We start from the raw sequence: 25,482 nt of genomic DNA, 5'->3' as shown, positions 1-25,482 counted from the left end.
GCCCGTCAGCCCGTGACGCGCCCCTCGATGATACCGCCGTCCGCGGTGATGGCGACGACCACCTCCGAGTCGACGAACAGCGACACCACCGGGCCGACCCAGGCGTCGTTCTCCCAGACGCACTCCCACGTCCCCGCCATCGGCGGGATGCCGCCGCGCCGCACCCAGATGCGGCCCGCGCTGCCCGCCCAGGCGCGGCCCTCCGCGTCGATCGTCGCGGCCGACAGGGCGCGGCGCGGCTCGATGTGCTCCGTGAAGACGCTCTGCCCGTACCGCCAGACGACGCTCCCGTCCGCGCCGACCGCGATGCCCACGCCGAGATCGGGCCGCCCGGCGCAGGCGACGAACGCCCGCGCCGGCGGCGCGGGGAGGCGCTCCATGTGCCAGTCGAGCGGCGCGTAGAGCGCGACGAGCCCCTCGCCCGCGGTCGACCGGCCGACGAGCAGCCACCGCTCGTCCTCGACGCGCGCGACCGCGGCGAGGAGCGCGACCCCCTCGGCCGGCATCGGCCGCAGCCAGCGCTTGGCGATGAACGCGTGCAGGAGCGGCCGCGGATCGTTCGGCGTCGTCGAGACGAGGATGCCCATGTCCTCGAGGTCGCCGCTCAGCGCGACGTGGCTCTGCGGCTCGCCGGGCAGCTGGAAGACGCCCGTGACGCCGCCCGTCGTGTACACCGCCAGCGTCGAGCCGTCGCCGCCGAGCAGCCAGCGGCCGGGCCCGATCCGGTGCACGAAGCGCACGCCCTGCGGGCTCGGGAGCCCGCCGGACGACGCCTCGCTCCAGCTCGTCCCGTTCCAGAAGAGCAGCCCGCCCGTCGCCGCCGCGAGGCACCGGCCGTAGCCGTCCCAGGCCACGCTCCGGATGACCGAGTCGAGGCTCGGGTGGTGGAGCACGCTCCACGTCCAGCGCTCGACGATGAACGACGGCCGAGGCGGCGGCGCCTCCCGGCTGAGGCGCGGCGGCGCGCTGATGAGCTCGGCCTCGATCGCGCGATCGGGGCTCGGGCGGTCGACGGCGCGATCCACGGCGGCGGGCGCGGCGGCGGGCGCGGCGGCGGCCTTGGGCTGGCGCGGCGAGAGCAGCGTCTGGCCGAGCTCCCCCTTGAGCTGCGCCGGCGCCTTCACGTGCGTCGCCGGGATGGTCATGGGCGCCATCTCGTCGTGGGCGCGCGTGCGCTGCTCGCCCGCGCTCGCCACGATCCGCTGCTCCAGCGCGGAGACCGGCGAGGCGGGGCGGAGGTACGGCGAGAGCATCGCGGCCACGGCCACGGCCTCCTGGAGGCGCTCCTGCGCCTCGCCGGCGGAGGCCCAGCGCAGCGCGAAGTCGATCGACTTGCACGCCTGGTCGTTGCCGCGCAGCGCGGGGTGGAGCCACCGCGTCTCGAGGATGCTCCGGCGCGTGCGCGCCATGGCCGCCATGAGCGCCTGCGCCTGCGACTCCGCGACGATGTACTGCTCGCCCGTGAGCAGGAAGAAGATGACGGACGCGAGGTTGAAGATGTCGGTCCAAGGGCCGATCGTGCTCGGATCGGCGGACAGCATCTCCGGCGGCGCGACCCCGGTGTTGCTGACGACGCCGGCCATGATCGTCTCGCGGATGCCGCGCGGCCGCGCCATGCCGAAGTCGCTGATCTTGAACAGCTCCTCGTCGCCGGAGCCGCAGCACAGGATGCTCTCCGGCGTGAGCTGCCGGTGGACGACGCCCACGTCGTGCACCGCCGACAGCCCGCTCGAGATGCACTCGATCGCGCGCGTGGCGCGCGCCGGATCGAACGCGTGGCCCGTGGCCTGGATGGTCCCCTGCACCCGCTGGCGGAGCGTCACGCCCTGCACGCCGCCGTGCACGTACTCGATGGTGATCCAGGGCAGGTCGAGCGTCTTCGTGCCGCGGCGGACCGCGAAGGTGCCGGTGTCGATGAGGCGGACCACGAAGGGGGTCGGGGGGACCTGCTCGTTGAGGCGGCCGAGGGACACCGCCTCCTTCTTCACGATGACGGCCGCCGACGGCCCCATCTGCCTGAACAGCGACGGCCTCAGGATCTTGACGACGACCGGGGTCTCGCCCTCGGGCGCGGTGCGGACCGCGTAGTACGAGACGAACATCGTCCCGGCCCCGGCGCGCGACACGATCCGGTAGCCGATGCTTGGCGAGAGGTCGCTGGGGATCGTGGCCCCCTGCAGTCCTCCGAGGGCCTCTTCATCGCTGGGTATTGTGAGCACGTGAACGACCATAGCGCACCCGGCGCGCCGTGGAACAACTTGACGAAGGGGGGCAATGCGGCCCGCTCTGACGTGGCCCGCGCGTGGCCCGCGCGTCGCCCGCGCGGCCTGCCGGCGCCCCTGTAAGGTGGCGCGGGGCTCGCGCGTTGCACGGCCATGAAGAACCAGAGCTCTCTGTCGCGCCGGCTGTGCCTCGCCGGGTTCCTGCTGTCGACCGCGCCCCTTCTCGCCGCTTGCGCGGCGCAGGCGACGCCGCCTCAGGCCGTTCATCCGGAGTCCCACACCATCACGGTCGTCGGCCGGGGCGAGGTCCACACGAAGCCCGACGTCGCCCGCGCCCAGCTGGGCATCGAGGTGCTGGCGCCCAGCGTGAACGAGGCGACGAGGTCGGCCGCCGCGCGCATGAACGAGATCCTCGCGGCGCTCAGGAAGCTCGGCGTCGCGGACAAGGACATCCAGACCAGCAACTACTCCATCCAGCTCATGCGGCAGGCCGACGTGCCGCCCTGGATGCTCCCCCCGCAGCCCCTCGCGGCGCCTGCGGCGGCCGCGCCCGCCGCGCCCGCCGCGCCCGCCACGGCGCCCGCGGCGCCCGCGGGGCGCGGGCCGAAGCCGGCGCCGCCTCCCGCCCCGAAGCCGCCGGCGCCGCCCGATCTGGCGCCGCCCCAGCCGGCGCCTCCGGCGTACTACTATCAGGTGAGCAACACGGTGACGGTCGTCATCCGCAACCTCGATCAGGTCGGGCCGGTGCTCGACGCCGTCGTGGCCGCGGGCGCGAACAACGTGTGGGGCGTCTCGTTCGGCCTCGACAAGACCGAGCCGCTCGAGGCGCAGGCGAGGGAGAAGGCGATCGCGGACGCGCGCGCTCGCGCCGAAGCGCTCGCCAAGCTGCAGGGCGTCTCGCTCGGGGGCGTCGTCGCGATCAGCGAGATCGTCGACTCCGGCCCGCGCGGCCCGATGTACGCCCCCCGCCTCGCCGCCGGCGCGATGGCCGCGGACGCCGCCACCCCCGTCGCGCCCGGCGAGGTGCAGTTCGGCACGCAGGTGAAGGTCATCTACGCCCTGGAGAACGCGCCCGCGGGCCCGCGCAAGTGATCGCCCGCCCCGGGCCGCCGCGCCACGACGGCCGTCGCGCGCGCCCGCCCCGTGGGCGGAGCCTCGGCCTCCGCGGCTGAGCGGCCTGCGCTTCGCCCGCCGGCAGGCCGGCGCCGCCGGCAGCCCGGCGCGGCTGGCAGCCCGCCGCGGCCGCGGTCGGATTACAGCTATAGCCAACCCGCGCGTCGCCGCAGCGGATAGAGTTCCAGCGTCCCGCTTCGGCTCCTACACCGCTCCACCCTCACCAGCGCCACCATGACCGCTCCGACCTGCCCTTCCCTGCTCCGCGCTGCCGTCCTCGCGGCGCGCCCGCGCTTCGCCACCGCGCTCGCGCGCTCGCTCGGGGCCGCGGCGCTCGCCGCGTCGGCGACAGGCTGCCTCGTGATCTCGCCGCCGGAGTACGATCACCCCGAGAGGACACCGCCGGTGCTCACGGCGGTCTTCCCGCCCCCGCACACGCCCGTGCACATCGACCCGGTGAACATGATCACGAACTTCCACGCGACGGTGCTGTCCGAGGACAACGGCGATCCCGTGAAGGTCAATCTGTACCTCGATTATGGGCGGCTCTTCATCGATACGCACCCGCACCGGGGCGTCGTGGGCCGGGCATCGGTCGAGGCGGGGACCATCGCCGGCGGACAGCGCCCGGTCACGGCCACGTTAGACCGCAACTTCGACCGCCTCCCGAACGACAGTATGACGGAGGGGGAGTGTCATACGATCACCATGATGGCGTCGCACACCTTCGACGATCGCAAGTGCGATTGCCCGGACGACCCGAACGACATGAGCTGGATCACCTGGCAGCTCATCGACTGCCGCCCGGACGAGCAGTGCCCGACGTCGTGCCCTGCGCTGGACTGCCAGACCACGCGGTGCCGCTTCTGCGATGATCCCGCGCTCGCGACGGACTGCGTCCGCCCGGAGGTCGACGCGGGCCCTTGACGCCGCGCCGGAGGGCGGCGCCGGCCCCCGGCGCCGCCGGGCGTGGTACATGGGGCCGATGACCGCTCCCCCTGACGTCCAGCCCTCCCTCGCGCCGACCGGCGGGGTCGTGCGGCCTGCGCGCCGGCCGCCCGGCTGGGTCGCCCCTGGGCCGCGGCCGGTAACGCCGGAGCGGCCGGACGTCTGGCCCGGCCCCGGCGAGGATCTCTGCTACCTCTCCGGCGATTTCCGCATCCTCCAGCGGCTCGACGGCCACCGCTGGTCGGCCGACGATTTCCTGACCGCCTGCTTCGCGGCCGAGCAGGTCGCGCACGCGCCCCCGCGCCGCGCCGTGGATCTCGGGTGCGGCATCGGCACGGTGCTCCTGTTCACCGCGTGGCGCTTCCCGGACGCGCGCTGCGCGGGCGTGGAGGCGCAGGAGGTGAGCATGGCGATGGCGCGGCGGTCGGTCGCATGGAATGGCATCGACGACCGCTGCGAGGTCCGGTGGGGGGACCTGCGCGATCCGGCGGCGCTCGACGGCCTCGGGCCCGCGGACCTCGTGACGGGGACGCCGCCCTACTTGCCGGTCGGCACAGGCATCGAGTCCTATCGGGTCCAGTGCGGGCCGTGCCGCTTCGAGCACCGGGGCGGCGTGGAGGACTATTGCCTCGCGGCGGCGCGGCTGCTCGCGCCCGGCGCGCCGTTCGTGGCCTGCGCGGCGGCGCGGCAGCGGGGCCGCGTCGAGGCGGCGGCGGCGGCGGCCGGGCTCGCGCTCGAGGCGTGGCGCGACGTCGTCCCGAAGCCGGGCAAGGCCGCCCTCTTCTCCGTCTACGCCCTGCGCCGCGCCGGGGCCGCGGCGCCGTGCCGCGACGAGCCGCCGCTCCTGCTGCGCGGCCAGAACGGACGCTTCACGGAGGAGTTCGACGCGCTCCGCCGGACGATGGGAATCCCGGTGGTGAGGACATGACGGCGTGACGGCGGGTCCGCGCACTACGGATCTCGAAGTTCTCCAGCATATGAGTCCGGGATCGGCCGCTTCGGCGTGGACTGCGGCGCACGACCGCGGTAGTCGATGGCGATGAGCCTCCGGATCACGCAGGTGGACGCGTTCACGGCCAAGGCGTACCGCGGCAACCCGGCGGCGGTCTGCGTCCTGCCCGAGGCGCGCCCCGCGGCGTGGATGCAGGCCGTGGCGCGCGAGATGAACCTCTCCGAGACGGCCTTTCTGGTCGCCCGCGGCGACGGCGGCTTCGATCTCCGCTGGTTCACGCCGACGGTGGAGGTCGCGCTCTGCGGCCACGCCACGCTCGCGAGCGCGCATGTGCTCTGGGAGACAGGCCTGCTCGCGCCCGACGAGCAGGCCCGCTTCTTCACGCAGAGCGGCCTGCTCACCGCGTCTCGCCGCGACGGCGGGTGGATCGAGCTGGATTTCCCGGCGAAGCGGGAGGAGAAGGCGGAGCCGCTCCCCGGCCTCGATGAGGCGCTCCGCGTTGAGCCGCTCTACATCGGCAGAAACGCGTCCGACTACCTCGTCCTCCTCGGCTCGGAGGACGAGGTCCGCGCGGCGCAACCCGACTTTGGCCTGCTCGCGACGGTGCCCGCCCGGGGCGTCATCATCACGAGCCGGAGCTCGTCCCGGGAGTTCGATTTCGTCTCGCGGTTCTTCGCCCCCGCCGCGGGCGTCAACGAGGATCCGGTCACCGGCTCCGCGCATTGCTGCCTGACGCCGTTCTGGGCGGCGCGCCTCGGCAAGGCGGAGATGCTGGCCTATCAGGCCTCGGCGCGCGGCGGCGTGGTGCGCGTGCGCCTGCGCGGCGATCGCGTCGACCTCGGCGGCCAGGCCGTCACCGTCCTGGAGGGCGAGCTGCGCGCCGAGCCGAACATCCGGGGCGAGGGCTCCCCCTCGGACAGCCCTCCTCCGCGCTGACCCTCTCGCGCGCGTCAGCTCGGCTGCGACACGAGCGGCAGGGGCACGGTCTGCGCCCGGAACAGCGGCCGTCCGTCGCGCCCGAGGAGCCCTTCTTTCGCCGGCTGGCCCTGGGCCGGCCGCTGCTTCGCCGGTCGCGCCGGCTTGTCTCCGGGCGCTGCTGGTGCCGGCGCGGCGGGCGCCATCTCGACCGGGGCTTCCCATGCGTTTCGGGTCCCGCCCGCCTCGTTGGCCTGGAAGAACACCGCGCGGAGCGCCCTCCCCTCGACGTCCGTCTCGACGGCCATCATCCAGAACCAAGGGCCGTCCGGCTCGGTCTCTTGCCCCATGAACGAGAAGGCCATCTGTCGCGCCTCGCCCCGCCGGCCGTGCTCGCTGCGCGCCGCCTCGAGGTGCCTCTGCGAGGGCTTGTCGGCCGGACCGCGGTACACCCGCACCGCGATCCCGTCGATATGGGGCATCAGGTACAGGCCGTCTCGGTGGACGGTCAGCCACGGGTGCTTCCCGCTGTCTGCCAGCTTGCAGAGGGCGTGACCGAACCGCTCGTGCGCCTTGCAGCCGATCCCCCAGCTCGTATCGCCCTCTTCGCGGTTCGCCTCGCTGAACGCCTTGTTGCGGACATCGACCGCCGTCTGCGCCAGGAGGACGAGCCGGCTCTCGTGCAGTGCGGGGTTCAGCTCCCAGGGAAGGGCGACATCCATCGGAGCTGGCACGGTACGCGCGTTCACTGAAAAGTCAACCGGTCCCGGCGGTCGTACCGTACGCCCGCGAGGTGGCTCCGCGCGCCGCGGGCGGCGCGGCGGTCGGTCTGCCGGGCGGCGCGCGTTCTAGCACGGCGCATGGCGCCGCTGCGCCGTGGCGCCGTGCTAGAGCGCGCTCCGCGCGCGCCTGCGTCGCGTGCGAGGAGGTATCCTTGGGAGAGGCGATCGTCGGAGGGAGCGCCGCGGAGCGGCCGCTGGTGGGCGTGGGCGTCATGCTGGTGCGCGACGGGCGCGTGCTGCTCGCGCGGCGGCGCGGCAGCCACGGCGACGGCAGCTACTCGTGGTGCGGCGGCCACCTCGAGTTCGGCGAGTCGTTCGAGTCCTGCGCCATCCGCGAGGTGCGCGAGGAGAGCGGCCTCGTGGTCAAGAAGCTCTCGTTCCTGTGCCTGAGCAACATCCTCGCCTACGGGAAGCATTACGTGGACATCCAGCTCCTTGCGGAGGAGTTCGAGGGCGAGCCCGAGGACCGCGAGCCCCACAAGATCGCCGGCTGGGGCTGGTACTCGCTCGACGCGCTGCCCGAGCCGTTGTTCCGCCCGGTGGAGCTCGCCATCGCGAGCTACCGCAGCGGCCGCCGCTACAACCCCTGATCCCGCCTGTCGCGCCCGCGCCTGGCCCAATCTTGGAGAGGCGCGAATCCCGCGGATCCGCCTCGCAAGGATCCGACGGCTCCTCCCCGCCGGGGCCGTGCGGGCGTGCTTCCTCGCCGCCGCACGACCGGACCGAGAGAATGCAGCAGAAGAGAACGATGCCCACCCCCCGTCGGTGCTCGGCGCTTCGCGCCTGCGCGCCGCCGGCCCCTCCCATAGCCCGCGCTCCGCGCGGGCTGGGAGGGGTGCGTCCGTCGCCAGCCTCTCGCGTCGTGCTCATGCGGGTTGGCCGCTTGGCCGTGGTCCTCATCTCGATCTCTCCTTCCTACTCACCGTTCATCGAAGCGGCGAAGCCACGCCTGGCTGCGCTCCAGATCGAACCGGAGCCCCGGACCGGCGTATTGAAAGGGCCGGTGCTTCGTGATGCGGATCGGCTTCAGGTACTTCGACAGCTTGACGTACAGCTCCGGCCAGACGTTGCGTTCCGCGTCGCCGAGCTGCGGACGCGAGTCCGCCTGGATCAGGATCCCGCGTCAAAAACGGCGAACAACGAACCTGCTATTCAACGCACCCACCTCGCCGCCGCGCATGTCGCCGCCGCGCACGTCACCCGCCTCCCAGCCGCGCCAGCACGCATGTCACGTTGTCCGGCCCGCCGTGCTCGTTCGCGAGGTCGACCAGCAAGCTCGCCGCAAGGCTCAGCTCCCCGTGCGCCCGGAGCACGCCCGCGATCCGCTCTTCCGGCACTGGCCCCCACAGCCCATCCGAGCACACGAGGAACACATCCCCCGGCGCCGTCGCCTCCACCCGCGACTCGATCGCCACGCTCTCGTCGCACCCCAGCGCTCGCGTCACCGCGCTCGCCCGATCGCTCAGCGCCTCGAGCGTCTCCAGCGCGCCGTCGCCGTCCCGGAGCAGCTCCTCCAGCAGCGTGTGGTCCTGCGTCAGCCGCTCCAGCTTCCCCTCGCGCATCCGGTAGACCCGCGAGTCGCCCACGTGCGCGATGTACGCCATCCCCGGCCCCAGCAGCACGCCCGCGAACGTCGTCGCCATCCCGCGCATCTCGTCCTTTTGCTGGCTCGCCTCGTAGATCGCCCGGTTCGCCCGCCGCACGCTCAGCACCAGCCGCACCTCGTCCTGATGGCGCGGCCTCGCCGCGCCGTACGGCCACGTGTCCTCCAGGTCGTCCTCCTCCTCGAAGCAGCTCTTGACCACCTCGATCGCCATCCGCGACGCCACCTCGCCCGCCGCGTTTCCTCCCAGACCATCGGCCACCATGAACAGCCCCAGGTACGGCAGCGCCGCGAAGCTGTCCTCGTTGCGGCTCCGGCGCCGCCCCACGTCCGACTGCGCCGCCGCCTCGATGGCGAGCTGTGGATACACGATCGTCCTCCTCGCATGCTCGTCGACAAGACGAGCCGAGCCATGGCGCGCCGTCCTGCGCGGCGCGCGTTTCCCTGATTGGTGAGGCCGCGCCGCGCGCGGCCCTCTCGTTACGTCGCTACGTCACCGCAGGCGCAGCGCCACCAGCGCCACGCCGCACAGGATCGCCAGCACCAAGACCACGGTGCCAAGCGACTCCACGAGCGACCTGTGCTTGTCGGCCTCACACGCCGCCGGCACCGCCCTCACCCACGCCTCGTGGGCCTCCGCCTCGGCCTCTTGCTCGGCGGCAATCTCGGCGGCAGCCAGCTTCGCCACCCAGCCTCTCATCTGGACGATCGCCCTCTGGACGTCGGCGTCGTCCGCCAACATCGACAGCAGGACCTCGTGCGGCGTCATCGTCTTGGAAGCCCTCATCGCTTCAGCCTCCACACGGCGACCGCTTCGCGAAGTCCCAGCAGCTCCCGTCGCTCCCCGGCGCTCCGGCGGTTTCCATCGCGCCTCCGGGGCCGGCGTTGCCGCCGAGGCCGGGTGTACCCGCGGCGAATTGCACCGCAGGCGCTTCGCTGGGCGTCACCGCATACGCAACGCCTACGGCATAGCCGCCCCGGCCGCCACCACCGGCGCCACCTGGGCCGCCGAGACCGCCGTTTCCTCCCTGGCACCCGGGCCTGGAAGGTGCCGTCCCCGAAGCCGTCCCACCCGCGGCCCCATTCCCACCAGCGGCGCCGCTTTGCCCCGCCGCCCCGGCGCCTCCGTTGCCGCCCTTGCCCACCGCGATCGTCACACCGGTCAGCTTCAGCCGGTTGCCCAGGCTCACGATCCCCACGCTCGAGCCGCCCGCCTGCCCGCCGCCGCCTCCCTTCCCGCCACAGCCCCCGGCTCCGCCCCCTCCGCCGCTGGCTCCCACGCCGTCGATGGTGTCCGGTCCGAGCTTGCAGAACAGCCCCGCCTTCGCCCCGCCGCCCCCGCCTCCGCCTTGACCCCGGCCGCCGGTTTTGCCCGCGTCGCCGTCGCCCCCGCTCAGGCCCGTCAACGCCAGCGTCGCGCCCGTCCCGCCGACGCCGGCAGGGCCAGCGGTGCCGCTCTTGCCGTCATTTCCTCTCTCACAGTCTTGAGACGCCGTTTCCCCCACGCCTCCGAGGCCTTTACGCATCGGATTCTCCTCCGGCACCGGCCCCCCATCCTCCCCCACCTGCCCGTTGCCCTCGTCCGTCTCCCCGCTCCCCCCCAGCCCTCCGCGCCCGCCGGCCGTCTCGCCGTCCTCGCAGCTCGTCACGCCCGCGGCCCCGCCCAGCACCGCGTTCTCCGCCACGCACGCGTTCGACGCGCCCCCGGCCTCCGCGCTCGCCCCGGCCACCGGCGCCTCTTCCGGCGTCGTCCCTCTCGCCCCGTCCTTGCCGTTGCCCGCGGTCACCTCCACCTCCGCGAGCTCCGCCTCCACGTCGGCCACCACCACCCCGATCGACGACCCGCCGTCCTGCTTCGCGTCCGCCGCCCGGATCGCGAACCCCTCCACCCGCGCCCCCTCCGCCCCTTCCCCGAGCGTCAGCGCCACCTGATCCGCCGGCCCCGCGAGCGCGCTCTTCCTTCCCGCCTCCAGCGTCCACCCCGCGCACGCGAAGCTCCCGATCACCTCCAGCCCCGCCTCGACCTTCACGCTCTCCTCGAACGCCGCCTCCCCCTCCGCGCACGCGTACACCCGCTTGCCCTCTGCCGTCGCCTTCTCGATCGCCTCCTGCAGCGACCCGTACGGCCTCTGCCGCGTCCCCTCTCCTCCTTCCTCAGCCCCCGCCCGCGCGAACACCCCGCACCCCTCGCTCACGACGCTCGGGTCCTCCCGCGGATCCGCCTCGCAAGGATCCGGCGGCTCCTCCCCGCCGCTGCCGCCCGTACCGCCGCCGCACACCCCGCCCGGGTACTCCGCGCAGTCGTTGTAATCCACGCCGAACACGCACCCCGTGCCGGGCACCATCGCCGCCCCGAAGGCCATCGCCGTGATGCCCATCAGCCCGCGCCAGTGACGCATGCGTCGCTCCTCCTCACGCCCCGCTTCGCCCTTCACCACGTCCCCCGGATCAAGAGCGCACCGCCGCCGGCCGTCACGACCGGCGCCGCCGTCACGACGCGCGCCGCCGCCACGCCCTGGCGCGGCGCGCCGCCGCCCCAGAGCGCGTACGCCCCGGTCGCGAGCCCCACGGCCCCGGCGCCCACGAAGGTCCACAGCGCGGCGTTCTTCAGGTCCGCCGCGCCCTCCAGCGCGTCGCGCAGCGCCGCGCACTTCGGCGAGTCCACCGCGCACGCCGCCGGGCCGCCCTCGCGGACGAGCGCGTCCCGCTGCTCGTCCGCGTCGCCGTCCCGCCCGACCGCGAGCGCCGTCAGGATCACCCCCGCGACCACGCCGGCGCCGGCGACCGCCCCGCCCGCGATCAGCACCTCCGGCCGCGGCCCGACCGTGTCCGCCCCCTCGCGCGGCGCGGGCGCCAGGGCCTCGGCGCCCGGCGGCGGCGGCGCCGACGGCGCGGGCCGCTCCGCCGCCGCCGGCGGCAGCAGGGTGAGATCCGCCGTGTTCACCTCGCCGGCGGGGATCTCCAGCGTGACGCGCGCCGGCTCGTGCCCCGCGAGCCGCGCCTCCACCGCGACCGTCCCCGGCTTCACGAACACCTCGTGCCGGAACGGCGTGCGCCCCACCGCGGTCCCGTTGAACGACACCTCGGCGCCATCCAGGTTCGCCTTGACGACGATCGACCCCACCTCCTTGCGCACGGCGCGGAACTGCGCCCGGATCTGCTCGTGCTGCGCCGCATTGCCCGTCGCCGGGAAGCTCCGCAGGCAGAACGCGAGGTGCTCCGCCGCCTCGACCTTCATCCCGCGCTGGAGCTCCGCGTTGGCGAGGTTCGCCGCGATGTCGTAGCTCTGCTTCAGCGACCACGCCGTCCGGTACTGCTCGTACGCCGCGTCCAGCTTCCCGAGCCGGTACAGCTCCTTGCCCCGCGCGAACGCCGCGTCCGCCTCGCGGGATGCCTGCGCCGCCTCGGCGCTCGCGGGCGCCGGCTGCGCGCTCGCGGGCGCTGGCTGCGCGCCCGCCGGCGCCCCCTGCTCTCCCTGTGCGCGCGCAGCCGTCGGCGCCACCGCCAGCGCACCCACGACCAGCACCAGCCAGCCCGCCGCGCGGGCCTTCCTCGCTCTCGCCTTCATCTCAGAACACCTCCGGTGGCAGTGGACCAGGGACCGCGCTGCTATCCGGCGGCGGCGCCCCTGCGCGCGCGGAGCTTACTCCGGCCGGCGCGGCCTGGGGCATCGCGACATGGCCCCCCGGGCTGGGCGCGGCGGCGTCCACCGTTCGCTTGGGCGATGCCGGCGGCGCGGGCGCACGACCCGCGGAGGCAGGCGACGCGGGCGCAGAAGCCACCGATGCAGGCGGCGCCGGCGCAGGAGCCGCCGACGCAGGCGGCGCCGGCGCCAGCGCAGGAGCCGCCGACGCAGGCGGCGCCGGCGCCAGCGCAGGAGCCGCCGACGCAGGCGGCGCCGGCGCCAGCGCAGGAGGCGCCGACGCAGGCGGCGCCGGCGCCGCCCCCGCGTCCGCCGACGGGGCGCGCGCCGGCGCCTCGCCACGCACCGCGCGCGACGCCGGCCAGAGCGCGATCGCGCCGGCGACCGCCGCGACCACCGCGAGCACGACCGCCGCCTGGCGCAGCCCGGCGCGCGGCGAGCCCGCTGCCGCGCGCGCCGGCGCCGCCGCTCCCCCCTGCCCCTCCGCCCCCCGATCCCCCGGCTTCGCCGCGCGGCGGCCCGCCTTGCGCACCGCCACGAGACCCGCGCGCTGCTCGACGGGATAGAACGGGTCGCCGCCCTGCCCGTCGTGCCGGAGCTTCTCGATCAGCGAGTCGAGCCTGGGATCGTCGCCGGGCTTCACCACCGGCCGCTTCGGGTCGTCCATGCGCATCACTTCCCCTCGTTCGTCGCTCATCCGCGCGGCGGCAGCGCCGTCACCCCGCGCTCGACGAGCGCCGCCGTCACGCGGTCGAGCAGCGCGTCGTGGCGGCGCCGCGCCGTCGAGACCGAGACGCCGAGCTCCGCCGCCACCTCGTGCATCGGCCGCTGGTCCACGTAGTACAGGGCATACAGCCGGCGATCGGCGTCGCCCAGCGCGGCGTACACGTCGCGCACGTGGCCGATCGCCCAGCGCCGGTCCTCCACGTCGATCGCCACGTCGTCGAGGGAGTCCCCGGCCTCGACGATCCCGAGGACCATGGTCGCGACGAGCTTCATCGCGTAGTCCGCGAGCTTGCCGGTGTTCGTCGCCTCGTCGTCCCAGATCACGTCGAACCGATCGGAGGTCTCCGCGACGAACGTGCGCGCCGCCAAGCTCGCCGCGCGCATCAGCCGGCGGACCTTCCGCTCCCGCTTCAAGCAGTCGAGGATCTCACCGGCGATGAACGCATACGCATAGGTCGTGAAGCGCGTCCCCCTCGCCGGAGAGAAGCGCGACGCCGCGTCCACCGCCCCCCAGTACCCCCAGGCGATGAGCTCCTCCCGCTCCTCGGGCCGCGCGTACGGCGCGAGCTCCGCCACCCGGGCCCGGACGAGGTCCATCGCGCCCACGACGAGCGCCTGCTGCTCGGGCGTCAGCGGCCGGGGAGGACCCTTGCGGTCCCTGCTCATCCCTTCCTCCCGCGGCGTCGCCCTGATTCCCGGCGATCGCCGCGCTCGGCTTCCTCCTTGCTGCCGGGCGCGCCGCCCCGCGCGATCTCGTGGCTCTCGTCGGGCGGCGGCCGCTGCTGGATCGACCCGAGCAGCGCGGCCGGATACGGGTGCGTCGACATCTGCACGAGCGCCTCCTCGCGCATGTGCTCGATGAGCTCCGGCGACAGCTTCCCGCGGTACGGCGCCAGCGCGCGCTCCACCACCTCCACCAGCACGGGATCGAACTCGCACAATTTCGTGGCCATCGTAAACCTCTCGCGTGACCGTCCAGGGTGGTGCCGGGACGCGCCGTCCCGAGCCCTCTCCTACCAGTTGTCCAGCGATCCTTCGGGGATTGCTCATGAACATCGAGCCGGGCCGCCGGCATCGCGGCGTCCCCGGTCGGACGCCGCTCCCGGCCAGGCCGCTACTCCAGGAACTCGTCATAGAACTTGGGGTCTCGGATGACCGGCCGCCGCCTCGGCCTCGCCTTGGTGGCCGGCGGCGCGGCGACCGGCGCGACCGGCGTCGGTACGGCAGTCGGCGCGGCCGCCGGTACGGCAGCCGGCACGGCCGTCGGCGGGGCGGTGCTTCCTTCGCTCTGCCGGGCTCCGGCGTCGCCGTCGGCGGGGGGCGCCTCGCGTGGCGCCGCGGCGCCCGCGCCCTCCACAGTCCCCGTCGCGGCGGGCGGCTCGATCGCCGCAGGCCCCGCGGCGCGCGCGAGCGGTGCTCCTGACGCCGGCGTCGACGGCGGCGCGTCGATCGCACGCGCCGGCGAGGGCGCCGCCGGCGCGCTCTGGAGCCGGAGGATCACGTCGAGGAGGAGCAGGCTCACCACGACCCCCAGCGAGAGCCCGATCGCCAGCGTGCGCGGTGTGATCCGCGGCCGCGCTCCGGTCGCGCCACGCGCGCTCGCCGCCGCCGGGCGCGCCGCGACCGGCCCCGCCGGCGCAGCGGCCCGCGCGGTGCTCGCGTGGGAGCCGCCGGCAGGCGGCCGCGCGCCCGCGCGGGCGTCCCCGGCGACCGGCGCCCTGCGCGGCAGCGGCACGGTGTGCTCCACGGGCACCCACGCCGCCGCGGCCTGCTCCAGCGGCGGGTCCGGCGCCCGCTGCGCGAGCGCCGCGACGCAGCTCGGGTCCCGCAGGCGCTCCGGCAGGCGCTCGGTCATGCCCCAGCCGGTGCCGGGCTGCCCGGGATCGGCCTCGCCGCCGGCCTGGCGGCCGGCCTGCGGGTCGCGCGGCAGCAGGCGCGTCGCTGCTCCTCCCGGCGATCCCGCCGCGGCGGCCGCGGGGACGGCGGCGCGCTCGACGCTCGCCCGAGGTCGGTCGGGCGCCGCGGGCCCCGTGGTCGCCGCGGCCTGCTCGTTGCCCCACCGCAGGACCTCCGAGATCTCCGGCTCGCCCGGGTTGGTGTCGCGCGTGCTTGGCGCATCGCGCATAGCGAGGAACGCGTCCCACAACGCGTCGGCGAACGCCAGCCCGTCCCGGTGCCGCTCGCGCGGGACCTTGTTGACGGCCCGCGCGATCACGTCCGAGATCTCCTCCGGCACGCCGACCCGCGTCAGCGGCGGCGGCACCTCGTTGAGGTGCTTGGCGAACAGGGCGTCCACCCGCCCCGCGGCGCGGGCATCGCCGAACGGGTGGAACCCGGCGATGGCCTCGTAGGCGATGAGCCCCAGCGCGTACACGTCCGTCGCCGGCGTCGGCACCTCGTCGCGGATCTGCTCGGGCGCCATGTAGAGCGGGGAGCCGTGGGTCTGCGCGTCCAGCGTGTCCGGGGCGCCGCTCAGCCGCGCGAGCCCGAAATCGAGGAGCTTCACGTCGCGCGGTCCGCGCACGATGAAGAGGTTCTCCGGCTTGATGTCGCGGTGGATGCCGCCGAACAGGTGCAGGTGGCCGGCGCCGAGCGCGGCGGCGCGGACGGTGGCGCACGCGAGCGGGAGCGAGAGCGCCCTGCGGCGGCGGAGTTCCTCGCGGAACGTCACGCCGTCGAGCAGCTCCATCCGGTACCAGGCGGTGAGGTTGTCGGTGAGGCCTACCTCGTGGACCTGGACCACGTTCGGGTGCCGCATCCGCGCGAGCACCTCTCCCTCCCGCAGCAGCCGGCGGCGCTGGTCCGGGTCGTCGAGGAACTCGGACCGCACCAGCTTCAGCGCCCAGCTCTGGCCCTTCTCCGTGACGGCGTACACCGCCCCCATGCCGCCCTGGCCGAGGAGCCGATCGACGCGGAAGCGGCGCACGAACCAGGTGCCCGGCTTGAGGAGCGGGGGACCGGTCCGGCCGATCGCCGCCGGAGGCGCCTCGCCGCGGCGCCCCTCGGCGACCACCTCGCCATCGTTCTGTGACCTCCGCTTCACCGTAGACCTCCGCGTCCCGGGTCGGACGCCCTTGGACGACGGCCCGGCGCCGCGGGTCCTGCCCTCCCGCGGCGCCACATCGCGTCCGTGCTGGTTATCCGCGAACGGTTCACGATGTGCTCACGCCGCGCGTCGGCTCCGCCCTCCGGCGCGCGGCGCCACGGAGGACGCCCGCAATGGTCCGGTCCAGCCCTCTCCGGCGCACCCCGGCGTCATGTCCCCGGCGCGGCGCGCCGCCATCGGTCCTCGGGGGGCAGCTGGCCGCCTCCGCGACATCGATGACGGTCCTCGGGAGGCAGCTGGCTGCCTCGCGCGCGCCGGCTCCGGTTCCGGGAAGGCAGCTGGCTGCCTCCGGGACATCGATCCCGATCCCGGGGAGGCAGCTAGCTGCCTCCGGAGCACCGATCCCGATCCCGGGGAGGCAGCTGGCTGCCTCCGGAGCATCGATCCCGATCCCGGGGAGGCAGCTGGCTGCCTCCGGAGCATCGATCCCGATCCCGGGGAGGCAGCTGGCTGCCTCCGGAGCATCGATCCCGATCCAGAAGAGCAAATCAGCGACGTTGACGGCCTGACCGGGGTGATTATCCCAGGCGGACCGCCCGGCGCACGCCGGACGGTCGTATCGAACCCAGGGCGGGGGACTCAAGAGCACGACAGGGCTCTTCGCCTCTCCGCGCCCGACATCAACGAGAGGTGCTCCCCTCATGACCAAGCCTTCTCCGCTCAAGAAAAAGCCAGCTCCCAGGAAGCCCGCGGCGCCGCCCCATGCGGCGGCGGCGTTCGACAAGGCCGCGCCCGAGATGAACGCGCTGGAGCGGGACGCGCTCATCCCGATCAACATCGATATCCCGCGCGCGGTCTCTCAGGTGCTCGGGGTGCTCCCTGGCTTGCTGGCGCTGCGCCCTCTCATCGCCGAGCGATTGCCGACGCACGATGTCGGTCTGGTCGACCGGCTGGAGACCTACGCGCTCGCCGCTTGGTATGCGCACCTCGCGTGGCTGTCCAGCGGAGGATCGCAGAGCGGGCTGAAGCCGCTCCTCGAGGAGGCGGCACCGCTGCGCGCGAATCTCCTCGGCGACGCAGAGGCCCTGGCCCGCCGCGGCCTGGTCGACGCGGAGACGGTCGCGGACATCCGGGCGGGGAACGGTCACATGGACACGGCGAGCGACCTCGTCGCGCTCTCGGCGCTGTTCAGCGGCAGCTGGTCCGAGATCGCGGGGAAGACCGCCGCGACCGAGGATGAGGTCAGGCGCGCCGGCGAGCTCGGGCCGGAGCTCCTCGCCGCCCTCGGCGTGAGGGAGCACGGCGCCGCCCCGGGCCCGAGCGACGCCGCGGACAAGAGGGCGCGCGCGTTCACCTTGTTCGTGAACGCCTACGACCAGACCCGCCGCGCCGTCACCTATCTCCGCTGGAACGAAGGAGACGTCGAGACGATCGCGCCGTCCCTCTACAAGGGCCGCGGCGGTCGCGGGGCGTCGTCGAGCGACACGAGCGCCGCGCCGCAGGTCGCTCCGCCGGCGCCGCCCGGCGCGGCGGCGCCTGCACCGCCCGGCGCGGCGGCGCCTGCGCCGCCCGGCACACCGGCCGCTGCGCCGCCCGGCTGAGCCGCCACCGCCGCTCCGCGCCCCCGCGGGGTGCGGGCTCGCCGTCCGGGCGAGCGTCGCCGGACCCGGCTTGCCTGGTTGGCTGCTTTTCCTTTTATGGAACGCAGACTCATGACGCCTGCGGCGTGAGGCACAAGATCCACACCCATGTCGACAGCGCATGGCATCACGGTCCGTCAGGTCTTCACAGGATCCTGCCGGCACGGGGCGCCGAGCCCGGCTGGTATGGATTCGAGCCCGCGCGACGCGCTCAATCACGTTCTCGGTCCGGCTCGTCGGCCCGGCCGACGATGCCCGAGCCCCGTGGAGCGCCGCGCACGCGGCCTCATCGCCCTCGCCGAGCGTGTCGCGCATCAGGAACCGTCTCCATGCCCCTCGCCTCCCAGTACACGATCACCATGCCTCTCTCCCTCGATGGCAGAGCCGTCGTCTATCGTGCGGTCAGGAGCGCCGATCGCTGCCCGGTAATCCTCAAGGTGCTCGATCCGCGGCGCAGCCGCCCGAAGGACCGCGAGCGGCTGAAGCGCGAGTATGAGCTCGGACAGCTGCTCGACTCCCGGGCCGTCATCAAGCCGCTCGCCCTCCAGACGTACCACGGCATGCCGGCCCTCGTCCTGGAGGACTTCGGCGGCCAGTCCCTCGATCGCCTGCTCGGGACGCCCCTGGGGATCGAGCGCTTCCTCCCCCTCGCGATCCGCATCGCGGCGGCGGTCGCGGACGTTCACCAGCAGGACATCATCCACAAGGACCTGAAACCCGACAACATCCTCGTCAACCCCGCCTCCGGCGAGGTCAGGATCGCCGACTTCGGGGTCGCGTCCCGCCTCCCCCGCGAGCAGCAGCGCGCGCAGCCCCCCCGGCTCATCGAGGGCTCCTTGCCCTATCTATCGCCGGAGCAGACAGGTCGGACGAGCCGGGCCATCGACAACCGCACCGATCTCTACTCGCTCGGCGTGACGTTCTATCAAATGCTCACCGGCAGGCTCCCCTTCGAGGCGCGCGACCCGGTCGAATGGGTCCATTGCCACGTGGCCCGCGTTCCCGCGCCGCCGTCGGAGCTCGTCCCCGAGGTGCCCGAGGCGATCTCGCGCATCATCCTGAAGCTCCTCTCCAAGATGCCCGAGGATCGCTACCAGAGCGCTCGCGGCCTCCAGCGCGACCTGGAGAGGTGCCTCGCAGCGTGGAGCGCGAGCGGGCGGGTGGAGCCGTTCGCGCTGGGCGAGCGAGACACGACAGGCCGGCTCCAGATCCCGCAGAAGCTCTATGGCAGAGAGGCGGAGGTCGCCGCCTTGCTGCAGGCCTTCGGCCGCGTGGTCGCCACGGGGACGCCGGAGCTCCTGCTCATCTCGGGATACTCCGGGATCGGCAAGACCGCGCTCGTCCATGAGCTGCATAAGCCGATCATTCGGGAGCGGGCCTTCTTCCTTTCGGGCAAGTTCGATCAATACAAGCGCGACATCCCCTACGCCACGCTCGTCCAGGCCACCCAGGAGCTCGTGACCGAGCTCCTCGCCGAGAGCGAGGAGCGGATCGCGGCCCGGAGACGGCAGCTGCTCGACGTCCTCGGGGTCAACGCCCAGCTCATCGTGGAGGTGATCCCGCAGGTCGAGCTGGTCATCGGACGGCAACCGCCGGTCCCCGAGCTGCCGCCGACCGAGGCGCAGAACCGCTTCCGCATGGTGTTCCGGCGCTTCATCGGGGTGTTCGCCCAGAAGGAGCACCCCCTCGCGCTCTTTCTCGACGATCTCCAGTGGGTCGATGCGGCCAGCCTCGGGCTGCTCAAGGACCTCTTGGTCCACCCTGAGATGCGCTATCTCCTCATCATCGGCGCCTACCGCGACAACGAGGTGTCCCCCACCCACCCGCTCCTGCTGACGTTGGACGAGGTGCGGAAAGACGGCGCGCTGGTCTCGAACATCGTGCTCGGCCCGATACCGCACGAGCACCTCGCCGCGTTCGTCGGCGAGGCGCTTCGCTGCCGCCTCGAGGACGCCGCGCCGCTCTCCGAGCTAGCCTACGAGAAGACGGCCGGCAACCCCTTCTTCGCCATTCAGTTCCTCCTCTCGCTCCATGAAGAGCGCCTGATCGAGTTCGACGAGCGCACGGAAGCCTTTCGGTGGGACGTCGCGAAGATCCGCGAAAAGGGCTACACCGACAACGTGGTCGACCTGATGGTCGGCAAGCTCAGGCGGCTGCCCGTGAAGACGCAGGAAGCGCTGAAGCAGCTCGCCTGTCTGGGAAATACCGCCGAGGTCGCCCTCCTGGCGACGGTTCGCGGCAGCGCGGAGCACGACGTGCACGCGGACCTCTGGGAGGCCGTCCGCGCGGGCCTCGTCATCCGCGTGGACGGCACGTACAAGTTCCTCCACGACCGCATCCAGGAAGCGGCCTATTCGCTCATCCCGGCGGAGCTGCGCGCCGAGATGCATCTTCAGCTCGGCCGGCTCCTTTCGTCTCGGTTGCCAGAGCAGGAGATCGCAGAGCGGGTCTTCGACGTCGCAAACCAGCTCAATCACGGTGCCCACCTCCTCACCGACCCGCGCGAGAAGGAGGCGCTCTGCCGGCTCAACTTCCTGGCGGGGACCAAGGCGAAGGCCTCGGTGGCCTACGCGTCGGCGCGCAGCTACCTGGCCCAGGCGACATCCCTGCTGCCACCGGACGCCTGGAGCGCACGGTACGAGGATGCATTCACGCTCCACCTGGAGCTCGCCGAATGCGAGTACCTCGTCGGCCGCTTCCAGCGGGCCGACGAGCTGTTCGACCTGATCCTCCAGAACGCCCGCTCCAAGCCCGACCGGTCCAGGGCGTACCGATCGCGCCTGCGGCTCTACCAGATCGCCGGACGGCACCGCGATGCCATGGCGGTCATGATCCAGGCCCTGCAGCTCTACCGGGTGATATTCCCGGAGTCTGACGAGGAGATCGAGACGGCCGCGGAGGCCGAGATCCGGCAGATCTCGATCAACCTGCGCGGGCGCCCCATCGCCGACCTCGTCGATGCCCCTGTAGCCACCGACGAGAGCGTTCGGGCGCTCATCGGCCTGATCGCCGAGTCGTGCCCCATCGTATACACCTCGCGACCAGCGCTCTGGGTCCTGCTCACCGCCACGGGCGTGAACGTCTCCCTGCAGCGCGGGCACGCCGAAGAGTCCTCTTTCATCTATAGTAATTACGGCATGGTGCTGGTCTCGATCTACCGCGACATCCAGCGCGCGCTTCAGTTCTCCGAGATGGCGCTCAGGTTGAATGAAAAATTCAAGAGCGCCACGGCGACACTGAAAGGGAAGCTGCTCTTCCAGAATGCAAGCGTCATCAAGGTCTGGTACGGGCGCTTCGCAGCCAGCATCCCGCTCATGGAGCAGGCCTTCCTCGCTTGCCTCGACATCGGAGACCTCGTCTTTGCCGGCTACTTGACCTACAACATGACATGGCTTGTTCTGGAGAGCGGAGAGCCGCTCGTTCATGCCATCGACGTCGCCCGGAAGCACATCACGTTCGCCCGGCAGACCCACAATGACGTGGTGTACCATATCCTCCGGCTCGAAGAGCAGTTTGCAGCGAGCCTGAAGGGAGCGACGCGCGCGCCCACGAGCTTCAGCGACGGCACCTTCGACGAGGAGAGCTGTATCGCGGCCCTCAAGAAGGCGGGCTTCGGCGTTGGAATTACGTACTACCATATCATGAAGCAGATCGCGACATTCACCCATGAACGATATGCCGAAGCGCTGGAGTCCGCGGCCAGCGCCACGTCGATGCTGCGCCAGGTGGCGTCCATGGCGATCGAGGCGACGCATCACTTCTACCACGCGCTCACGCTGACGGCGCTCTATGCGCAGGCCCCTGCCGAGCAGCAGCGGCAGTTCGCGCAGACGCTCGCGAAGCAATTGCAGAAGCTGGAGCTCTGGGCCGACAACTGCCCCGAGAACTTCCGGACCCGCTACGCCCTGGTATCAGCCGAGGTCGCCCGCATCGAGGGCCGGGACCTCGACGCCATGCGCTTCTACGAAGAGGCCGTCCACTCGGCGCGCGACAGCGGCTTTGTCCACGTTGAAGCGCTTGCCTACGAGCTCGCATCTCGGTTCTACCGGGCGCGAGGGTTCGTGCGCTTCGCCGATACCTACTTGCGCGAGGCCCGCTCCTGCTATGTCCGCTGGGGCGCCGACGGGAAAGTCCAGAACCTCGACCGATGCTACCCCGAGCTCGTCGAGCGACCATCGGTCGCGCTCACCGGCACGTTCGTGGCCGCGCCCGAGCAGCTCGACCTGTTCTCGGTGGTCAAAGCCTTGCAGAGCATCTCGTCCGAGATCCTCTTGCCGAAGCTCAGCGAGACGCTGCTGCAGATCGTGCTACAGCAGGCGGGCGGGCAGAGAGGGGCGCTGATCCTGGTCCGCGACGGCGAGCTCGCCGTCTACGCCGAGACCACGACCGACGGGACGGAGATCCGCGTCGCGAGCCACAAGGGCGTCCCGGCCTCGGCGGCGGCGTTCCCGATGTCGATCCTCCACTACGTCGCGCGGACGCGCGAGCCCGTCATCCTGGACGAGGCCGCCGTGGCGACGCGGTTCGCTTCGGACGAGCACCTCACCCGGAGACGGCCGCACTCGCTGCTGTGCCTCCCCATCGTACGGCAGGCGCGCCTGAGCGGCCTTGTATACCTGGAGAACAACGTCGCGACGGGGGCGTTCACGGCCGGCACGATCCGGGTGCTCGAGCTGCTCGGCGCCCAGACGGCCATCTCGCTCGACAATGCCATGCTCTACGCCGACCTCGAACGGAGCCAGATGGAGATCAAAGCGGTGCTCGACAACATGGTCGACAGCGTCTTCGTCGTCGACCGGACCGGGCGCGTCACCCTGGCCAACCATGCGGCGGCGCGCCTCGCAGGGCTCGCGAGCCCGGACGAGGCGCGCGGGCCCATCGTGGAGCTGGCGCGGCGGCTCCGCTTCGACCGCCCGAACGGGACGCCCTACGAAGCGGAGCAAATTCCGCTCGTGCGCGCGCTCGGCGGCGAGACGGTGGTCCTGGATGAGGGGACGATCTCGCTCCCCGGCGCCGAGCGGACCCGCTACGTGCACACGAGCGCGTCGCCCATGCGCGATGCGGGGGGGCAGGTGGTGGGCGCGGTGGCGGTCGTGCGGGACGTCACCGAGATCGTGGAGCTCGACCGGCTCAAGGACCAGTTTCTCCGCGTGGTCGCGCACGAGCTCAAGACGCCCGTGACGGTGATCATGGGCTACGCCGAGATGCTCTTGCGCGCGGCGACGGAGCTGCCGCCGAGCCAGCGCCGGATCCTGGACGGGCTGCTGCGGGGCGCCGACCGGATCGAGCGGATCGTGGCCGATCTGCTGTTCCTTTCGCAAGTCCAGCTCGGCCGGCTGAATCTGGTGCTCGAACGCGTGGATCTCGGGGAGCTGGTCGGCCGCATCGCGGCGCGCCTGGAGCAGGGGGCGCGGTCGCGCCGCATCCGGGTCACGTGCGCCGAGCCCGTGGTGCTCCAAGGGGACCGCGAGCTCTTGGAGCGGGTCGTGGCGCACCTGCTCGACAACGCCCTGCGGTACTCACCGGAGGGCGGCGAGGTGGAGCTTTCCGTGCGGATGGCGGACGCGCTCGACGCCCTGGTGTCCGTGCGCGATCAGGGGGTGGGGATCCCCGTGGAGAAGCAGGCGCGGATCTTCGAGCGCTTCCATCGCGCCCACACCGATACGCCCCACGATTACGGAGGGATGGGGACGGGGCTGTACCTGTCGCGCGCGATCGTGGTGCGCCACGGAGGCGAGATGTGGTTCGAAAGCGAGGAAGGCCGTGGCAGCACTTTCCACGTCCGCCTGCCCCTTACATGCGAAGGTGCGACCGTACCATCCTGACCAGCTGGTCGCAGTGGAAGGGCTTCGCGATCCACCCTGCGGCGCCGATCTCCTGGGCTCGAAGGGCGGCGTGCTCGGCCGCGGTCAGGACCATGATGGGCACCGACCGGCCGTATCGGATCTGAAACTCCCGCGCGAAGGTCCGGCCGTCCATGACCGGCATCTTTATGTCGAGCAGGATGAGGTCGGGCATGTTTTCACCTATCCTCTCCAGAGCCTCTTGTCCGTGCCGCGCTGTCTGCACATGGAACCCCTCCACCGAGAGCATCATCGCCATGAGCTCGCGCAGGTCGTCGTCATCTTCCGCAACGAGAATATTGATCGTCACCTTGTTCTCCATGGCCCCCCAGAGTGACCGATAGGGCTCAGGCCACCTCTCCGTCCACTCAGCGCGGGAGCCCGATGCCTCCGTCGAGCTCTCTTCGATGTCGATCCGCTGGCCGTTAACCACCAACACTCATTTCCTATACTGTACTGTACAGCCATTCCTCCCTCCTGGCGCCAGCACAGGCGGGCTCGACCGAGAGCATCCTCATGGCCATTTGAGTATAGCCATTCCGATTCACGTCGGCCTTCAAAAAAGCCCCTCATCGTCGGACGGTTACTCCCTCTGCGACCGCCTTTCCGCCTACAGGCAGGCATGCGGCCTGGCTCTGCCTGCAAGCCCACGACCGAGGTGATCGTGACCACCCTGCCCGCCGTGCTGGCTCGCCCGTCGCTATGCTCGGCGGGGAAAAGGCGAAGCTCGCCATGGAGTGACGAGAGGGATCGCTGCTGGACGGCTGAAGCCATCGAGGCCGGCGACGCGGGTCAAGGCCATCGCTCCTTCGGCGTGCCCCGAGCAGCGTGAGCCAGCCGCCCGCTGCGCTGGAGAGCGCCCCGCGGTGGAGCTCGCCATCGCGAGCTGCCGCAGCGGCCGTCGCTACAACCCCCGATCCCGCCCGGCCCCCCGGCGCGGCGCCGCGCCTCGCCCGCGGCACTATTGACTCCAGTTCAATAGCTGGTATGAACACGGATCGGCGCCCGTGCCCCGCGCCGCGCTGCCGCGCGCCCGGAACGGGCTCCCCCGGCCCCGCGACCGGCGCCGGAGGAGGACACCTCGGGAGGATCGGGAGGACGGAAAGCTCGATGATCATCGCTCAGTCACCCCTCAGGCCGCGCAAGCCGCCCGTGTCGTTCGAGCAGGGCCTCACCCGCCACTGGCTCGGCGGGCACGTGGTGCCGACCCACGTCGCCAACGCCGTCAACCTGCTGTTCCCCGCGGGCGAGCGCTTCTTCATCCGCAGCGTCGCGCGCTACGCCGACCGCGTCGAGGACCCGGCGCTGCGCGCGCAGGTGAAGGCGTTCTTCGGGCAGGAGGGCCACCACGCCAAGGCGCACGAGCGGTTCTTCGACCTGCTCCGCGGGCAGGGCTACGAGATCGACCGCTTCCTCCGCGCCTACGAGCGGGTCGCCTACGACGGCATCGAGCGCGTCTGCTCGCCCGAGCTGCGGCTCTCGGTCACCGCGGCCCTCGAGCACTACACCGCGATCATGGCGGAGGACGCGCTCCAGGCCGGCACGCTCGACCTCGCGCACCCGACCGCGAGGGAGCTCCTGCTCTGGCACGCCGCCGAGGAGATCGAGCACAAGACCGTCGCCTTCGACGTGCTGAAGCTCGTCAACCCGAGCTACGCCCTGCGCCTCGCCGGCTTCGCGCTCGCCACGATCACGCTGGCGATGTTCTGGCTCTCCGCCCTGCTCGTGCTGCTCGCCCAGGAGCTCCCCCGCCGCGGCGAGCGCGACGCGCGCGCGGCGCCGACGACAGCGCGCCTCCCGCCCCCCAGGTACAGGTCCGTGCTGAGGGGCGTGTTCCTCCGCGGCATCCGCGAGTACGTGCGCCGCGACTTCCACCCTTCGCAGAACGACAACATCCACCTCGCGCGGGCCTACCTCGCCGGGATCGGGGCGGCCTGAGCGCCGGATGGACGTCATGAGCGGCCGCGAGCAGCGCGCCTATGCCGATCGCTCCGGGCTCCGCGAGCCCATCGCCTTCCGCCCCCGCGCCCCTTTCCGCAGGATCCTTTC

General features: G+C 72.5%; 20 protein-coding genes. 8 read left to right on the top strand and 12 right to left on the bottom strand.

Annotated elements, in window-relative coordinates; translation table 11 throughout:
• Window positions 1-5: 5 nt before the first annotated feature.
• The gene (locus WMF26_RS13595; protein ID WP_437946595.1) at window positions 6-2,219 is read right to left on the bottom strand and encodes a serine/threonine protein kinase; all 2,214 of its coding nucleotides are present in this window, start codon (window positions 2,217-2,219) and stop codon (window positions 6-8) included.
• A 156-nt stretch (window positions 2,220-2,375) separates the two neighbouring features.
• Here WMF26_RS13595 and WMF26_RS13590 point away from each other — a divergent pair, with 156 nt between their 5' ends.
• From WMF26_RS13590 to WMF26_RS13575, 4 genes are all read left to right on the top strand, one after another.
• The gene (locus tag WMF26_RS13590) at window positions 2,376-3,314 is read left to right on the top strand and encodes an SIMPL domain-containing protein (RefSeq protein WP_438000682.1); all 939 of its coding nucleotides are present in this window, start codon (window positions 2,376-2,378) and stop codon (window positions 3,312-3,314) included.
• A gap of 255 nt (window positions 3,315-3,569) precedes the next feature.
• Window positions 3,570-4,262 (top strand): hypothetical protein, encoded by a 693-nt coding sequence (locus tag WMF26_RS13585; protein ID WP_438000681.1) that lies wholly within the window; start codon window positions 3,570-3,572, stop codon window positions 4,260-4,262.
• Window positions 4,263-4,320: 58 nt separating this feature from the next.
• On the top strand, window positions 4,321-5,211 hold the full coding sequence (locus WMF26_RS13580) for a tRNA1(Val) (adenine(37)-N6)-methyltransferase (RefSeq protein WP_438000680.1): 891 nt from the start codon (window positions 4,321-4,323) through the stop codon (window positions 5,209-5,211).
• Window positions 5,212-5,322: 111 nt separating this feature from the next.
• Window positions 5,323-6,171 carry a PhzF family phenazine biosynthesis protein gene (locus tag WMF26_RS13575; RefSeq protein WP_061622005.1) on the top strand — a complete coding sequence of 283 codons (849 nt, stop codon included), beginning with the start codon at window positions 5,323-5,325 and terminating at the stop codon, window positions 6,169-6,171.
• 14 nt (window positions 6,172-6,185) lie between these two features.
• On the opposite strand, the gene WMF26_RS13570 is transcribed toward WMF26_RS13575, so the two are convergent.
• Window positions 6,186-6,872 (bottom strand): hypothetical protein, encoded by a 687-nt coding sequence (locus WMF26_RS13570; RefSeq protein ID WP_438000679.1) that lies wholly within the window; start codon window positions 6,870-6,872, stop codon window positions 6,186-6,188.
• A 212-nt stretch (window positions 6,873-7,084) separates the two neighbouring features.
• On the opposite strand from WMF26_RS13570, the gene WMF26_RS13565 reads away from it, so the two are divergent.
• Window positions 7,085-7,522 carry a nucleotide triphosphate diphosphatase NUDT15 gene (locus WMF26_RS13565; protein ID WP_438000678.1) on the top strand — a complete coding sequence of 146 codons (438 nt, stop codon included), beginning with the start codon at window positions 7,085-7,087 and terminating at the stop codon, window positions 7,520-7,522.
• Window positions 7,523-7,851: 329 nt separating this feature from the next.
• On the opposite strand, the gene WMF26_RS13560 is transcribed toward WMF26_RS13565, so the two are convergent.
• The 9 genes from WMF26_RS13560 to WMF26_RS13520 all read right to left on the bottom strand — a co-directional run bounded on the left by WMF26_RS13560 (window position 7,852) and on the right by WMF26_RS13520 (window position 15,947).
• Window positions 7,852-8,043 (bottom strand): type VI immunity family protein, encoded by a 192-nt coding sequence (locus WMF26_RS13560; RefSeq protein WP_438002406.1) that lies wholly within the window; start codon window positions 8,041-8,043, stop codon window positions 7,852-7,854.
• Between the two features lie 85 nt (window positions 8,044-8,128).
• Complete coding sequence (locus tag WMF26_RS13555; RefSeq protein WP_438000677.1) at window positions 8,129-8,905, bottom strand: PP2C family protein-serine/threonine phosphatase; 777 nt, start codon at window positions 8,903-8,905, stop codon at window positions 8,129-8,131.
• 123 nt (window positions 8,906-9,028) lie between these two features.
• Window positions 9,029-9,322 (bottom strand): hypothetical protein, encoded by a 294-nt coding sequence (locus WMF26_RS13550; RefSeq protein ID WP_438000676.1) that lies wholly within the window; start codon window positions 9,320-9,322, stop codon window positions 9,029-9,031.
• Window positions 9,323-9,326: 4 nt separating this feature from the next.
• On the bottom strand, window positions 9,327-10,934 hold the full coding sequence (locus WMF26_RS13545) for a hypothetical protein (RefSeq protein ID WP_438000675.1): 1,608 nt from the start codon (window positions 10,932-10,934) through the stop codon (window positions 9,327-9,329).
• A 32-nt stretch (window positions 10,935-10,966) separates the two neighbouring features.
• The gene (locus WMF26_RS13540; RefSeq protein WP_438000674.1) at window positions 10,967-12,103 is read right to left on the bottom strand and encodes a PEGA domain-containing protein; all 1,137 of its coding nucleotides are present in this window, start codon (window positions 12,101-12,103) and stop codon (window positions 10,967-10,969) included.
• A 1-nt stretch (window position 12,104) separates the two neighbouring features.
• Window positions 12,105-12,845 carry a hypothetical protein gene (locus WMF26_RS13535; protein ID WP_438000673.1) on the bottom strand — a complete coding sequence of 247 codons (741 nt, stop codon included), beginning with the start codon at window positions 12,843-12,845 and terminating at the stop codon, window positions 12,105-12,107.
• Between the two features lie 26 nt (window positions 12,846-12,871).
• The gene (locus WMF26_RS13530; RefSeq protein ID WP_438000672.1) at window positions 12,872-13,570 is read right to left on the bottom strand and encodes a sigma-70 family RNA polymerase sigma factor; all 699 of its coding nucleotides are present in this window, start codon (window positions 13,568-13,570) and stop codon (window positions 12,872-12,874) included.
• Complete coding sequence (locus WMF26_RS13525; RefSeq protein ID WP_437946566.1) at window positions 13,567-13,857, bottom strand: hypothetical protein; 291 nt, start codon at window positions 13,855-13,857, stop codon at window positions 13,567-13,569. The genes WMF26_RS13530 and WMF26_RS13525 overlap by 4 nt, the downstream gene beginning before the upstream one ends.
• 161 nt (window positions 13,858-14,018) lie before the next feature.
• A complete protein-coding gene (locus tag WMF26_RS13520; RefSeq protein WP_438000671.1) occupies window positions 14,019-15,947 on the bottom strand; it encodes a serine/threonine-protein kinase in 1,929 nt (642 codons plus the stop codon).
• 704 nt (window positions 15,948-16,651) lie between these two features.
• Here WMF26_RS13520 and WMF26_RS13515 point away from each other — a divergent pair.
• Together WMF26_RS13515 and WMF26_RS13510 are read left to right on the top strand one after the other, a co-directional pair.
• Complete coding sequence (locus tag WMF26_RS13515; RefSeq protein WP_438000670.1) at window positions 16,652-17,551, top strand: hypothetical protein; 900 nt, start codon at window positions 16,652-16,654, stop codon at window positions 17,549-17,551.
• 368 nt (window positions 17,552-17,919) lie between these two features.
• Window positions 17,920-23,415, top strand: a complete 5,496-nt coding sequence (locus tag WMF26_RS13510; RefSeq protein WP_438000669.1) for an AAA family ATPase — start codon at window positions 17,920-17,922, stop codon at window positions 23,413-23,415.
• Here the strand turns inward: WMF26_RS13510 and WMF26_RS13505 are convergent.
• On the bottom strand, window positions 23,384-23,866 hold the full coding sequence (locus tag WMF26_RS13505) for a response regulator (RefSeq protein WP_438000668.1): 483 nt from the start codon (window positions 23,864-23,866) through the stop codon (window positions 23,384-23,386). The two genes, WMF26_RS13510 and WMF26_RS13505, sit on opposite strands and share 32 nt — an antisense overlap.
• Window positions 23,867-24,543: 677 nt before the next feature.
• On the opposite strand from WMF26_RS13505, the gene WMF26_RS13500 reads away from it, so the two are divergent.
• Window positions 24,544-25,371 (top strand): metal-dependent hydrolase, encoded by an 828-nt coding sequence (locus WMF26_RS13500; RefSeq protein ID WP_438000667.1) that lies wholly within the window; start codon window positions 24,544-24,546, stop codon window positions 25,369-25,371.
• Window positions 25,372-25,482: the final 111 nt, after the last annotated feature.

Source organism: Sorangium sp. So ce185 (assembly GCF_051526825.1).
In the GTDB taxonomy this organism is placed as follows: Bacteria; Myxococcota_A; Polyangia; order Polyangiales; family Polyangiaceae; genus Sorangium; species Sorangium cellulosum_D.
The sequence above is the reverse complement of the archived record's forward strand: the minus strand, read 5'-3'. Positions and strand labels throughout refer to the sequence as shown.

Excerpts from the sequence above, each read along its gene's own strand:
- WMF26_RS13590 (WP_438000682.1), top strand. The coding sequence starts at position 2,376 with ATGAAGAACCAGAGCTCTCTGTCGCGCCGGCTGTGCCTCGCCGGGTTC.
- WMF26_RS13585 (WP_438000681.1), top strand. The coding sequence starts at position 3,570 with ATGACCGCTCCGACCTGCCCTTCCCTGCTCCGCGCTGCCGTCCTCGCG.
- WMF26_RS13580 (WP_438000680.1), top strand. The coding sequence starts at position 4,321 with ATGACCGCTCCCCCTGACGTCCAGCCCTCCCTCGCGCCGACCGGCGGG.
- WMF26_RS13575 (WP_061622005.1), top strand. The coding sequence starts at position 5,323 with ATGAGCCTCCGGATCACGCAGGTGGACGCGTTCACGGCCAAGGCGTAC.
- WMF26_RS13570 (WP_438000679.1), bottom strand. The coding sequence starts at position 6,872 with ATGGATGTCGCCCTTCCCTGGGAGCTGAACCCCGCACTGCACGAGAGC.
- WMF26_RS13550 (WP_438000676.1), bottom strand. The coding sequence starts at position 9,322 with ATGAGGGCTTCCAAGACGATGACGCCGCACGAGGTCCTGCTGTCGATG.
- WMF26_RS13545 (WP_438000675.1), bottom strand. The coding sequence starts at position 10,934 with ATGCGTCACTGGCGCGGGCTGATGGGCATCACGGCGATGGCCTTCGGG.
- WMF26_RS13540 (WP_438000674.1), bottom strand. The coding sequence starts at position 12,103 with ATGAAGGCGAGAGCGAGGAAGGCCCGCGCGGCGGGCTGGCTGGTGCTG.
- WMF26_RS13535 (WP_438000673.1), bottom strand. The coding sequence starts at position 12,845 with ATGGACGACCCGAAGCGGCCGGTGGTGAAGCCCGGCGACGATCCCAGG.
- WMF26_RS13530 (WP_438000672.1), bottom strand. The coding sequence starts at position 13,570 with ATGAGCAGGGACCGCAAGGGTCCTCCCCGGCCGCTGACGCCCGAGCAG.
- WMF26_RS13525 (WP_437946566.1), bottom strand. The coding sequence starts at position 13,857 with ATGGCCACGAAATTGTGCGAGTTCGATCCCGTGCTGGTGGAGGTGGTG.
- WMF26_RS13515 (WP_438000670.1), top strand. The coding sequence starts at position 16,652 with ATGACCAAGCCTTCTCCGCTCAAGAAAAAGCCAGCTCCCAGGAAGCCC.
- WMF26_RS13510 (WP_438000669.1), top strand. The coding sequence starts at position 17,920 with ATGCCCCTCGCCTCCCAGTACACGATCACCATGCCTCTCTCCCTCGAT.
- WMF26_RS13500 (WP_438000667.1), top strand. The coding sequence starts at position 24,544 with ATGATCATCGCTCAGTCACCCCTCAGGCCGCGCAAGCCGCCCGTGTCG.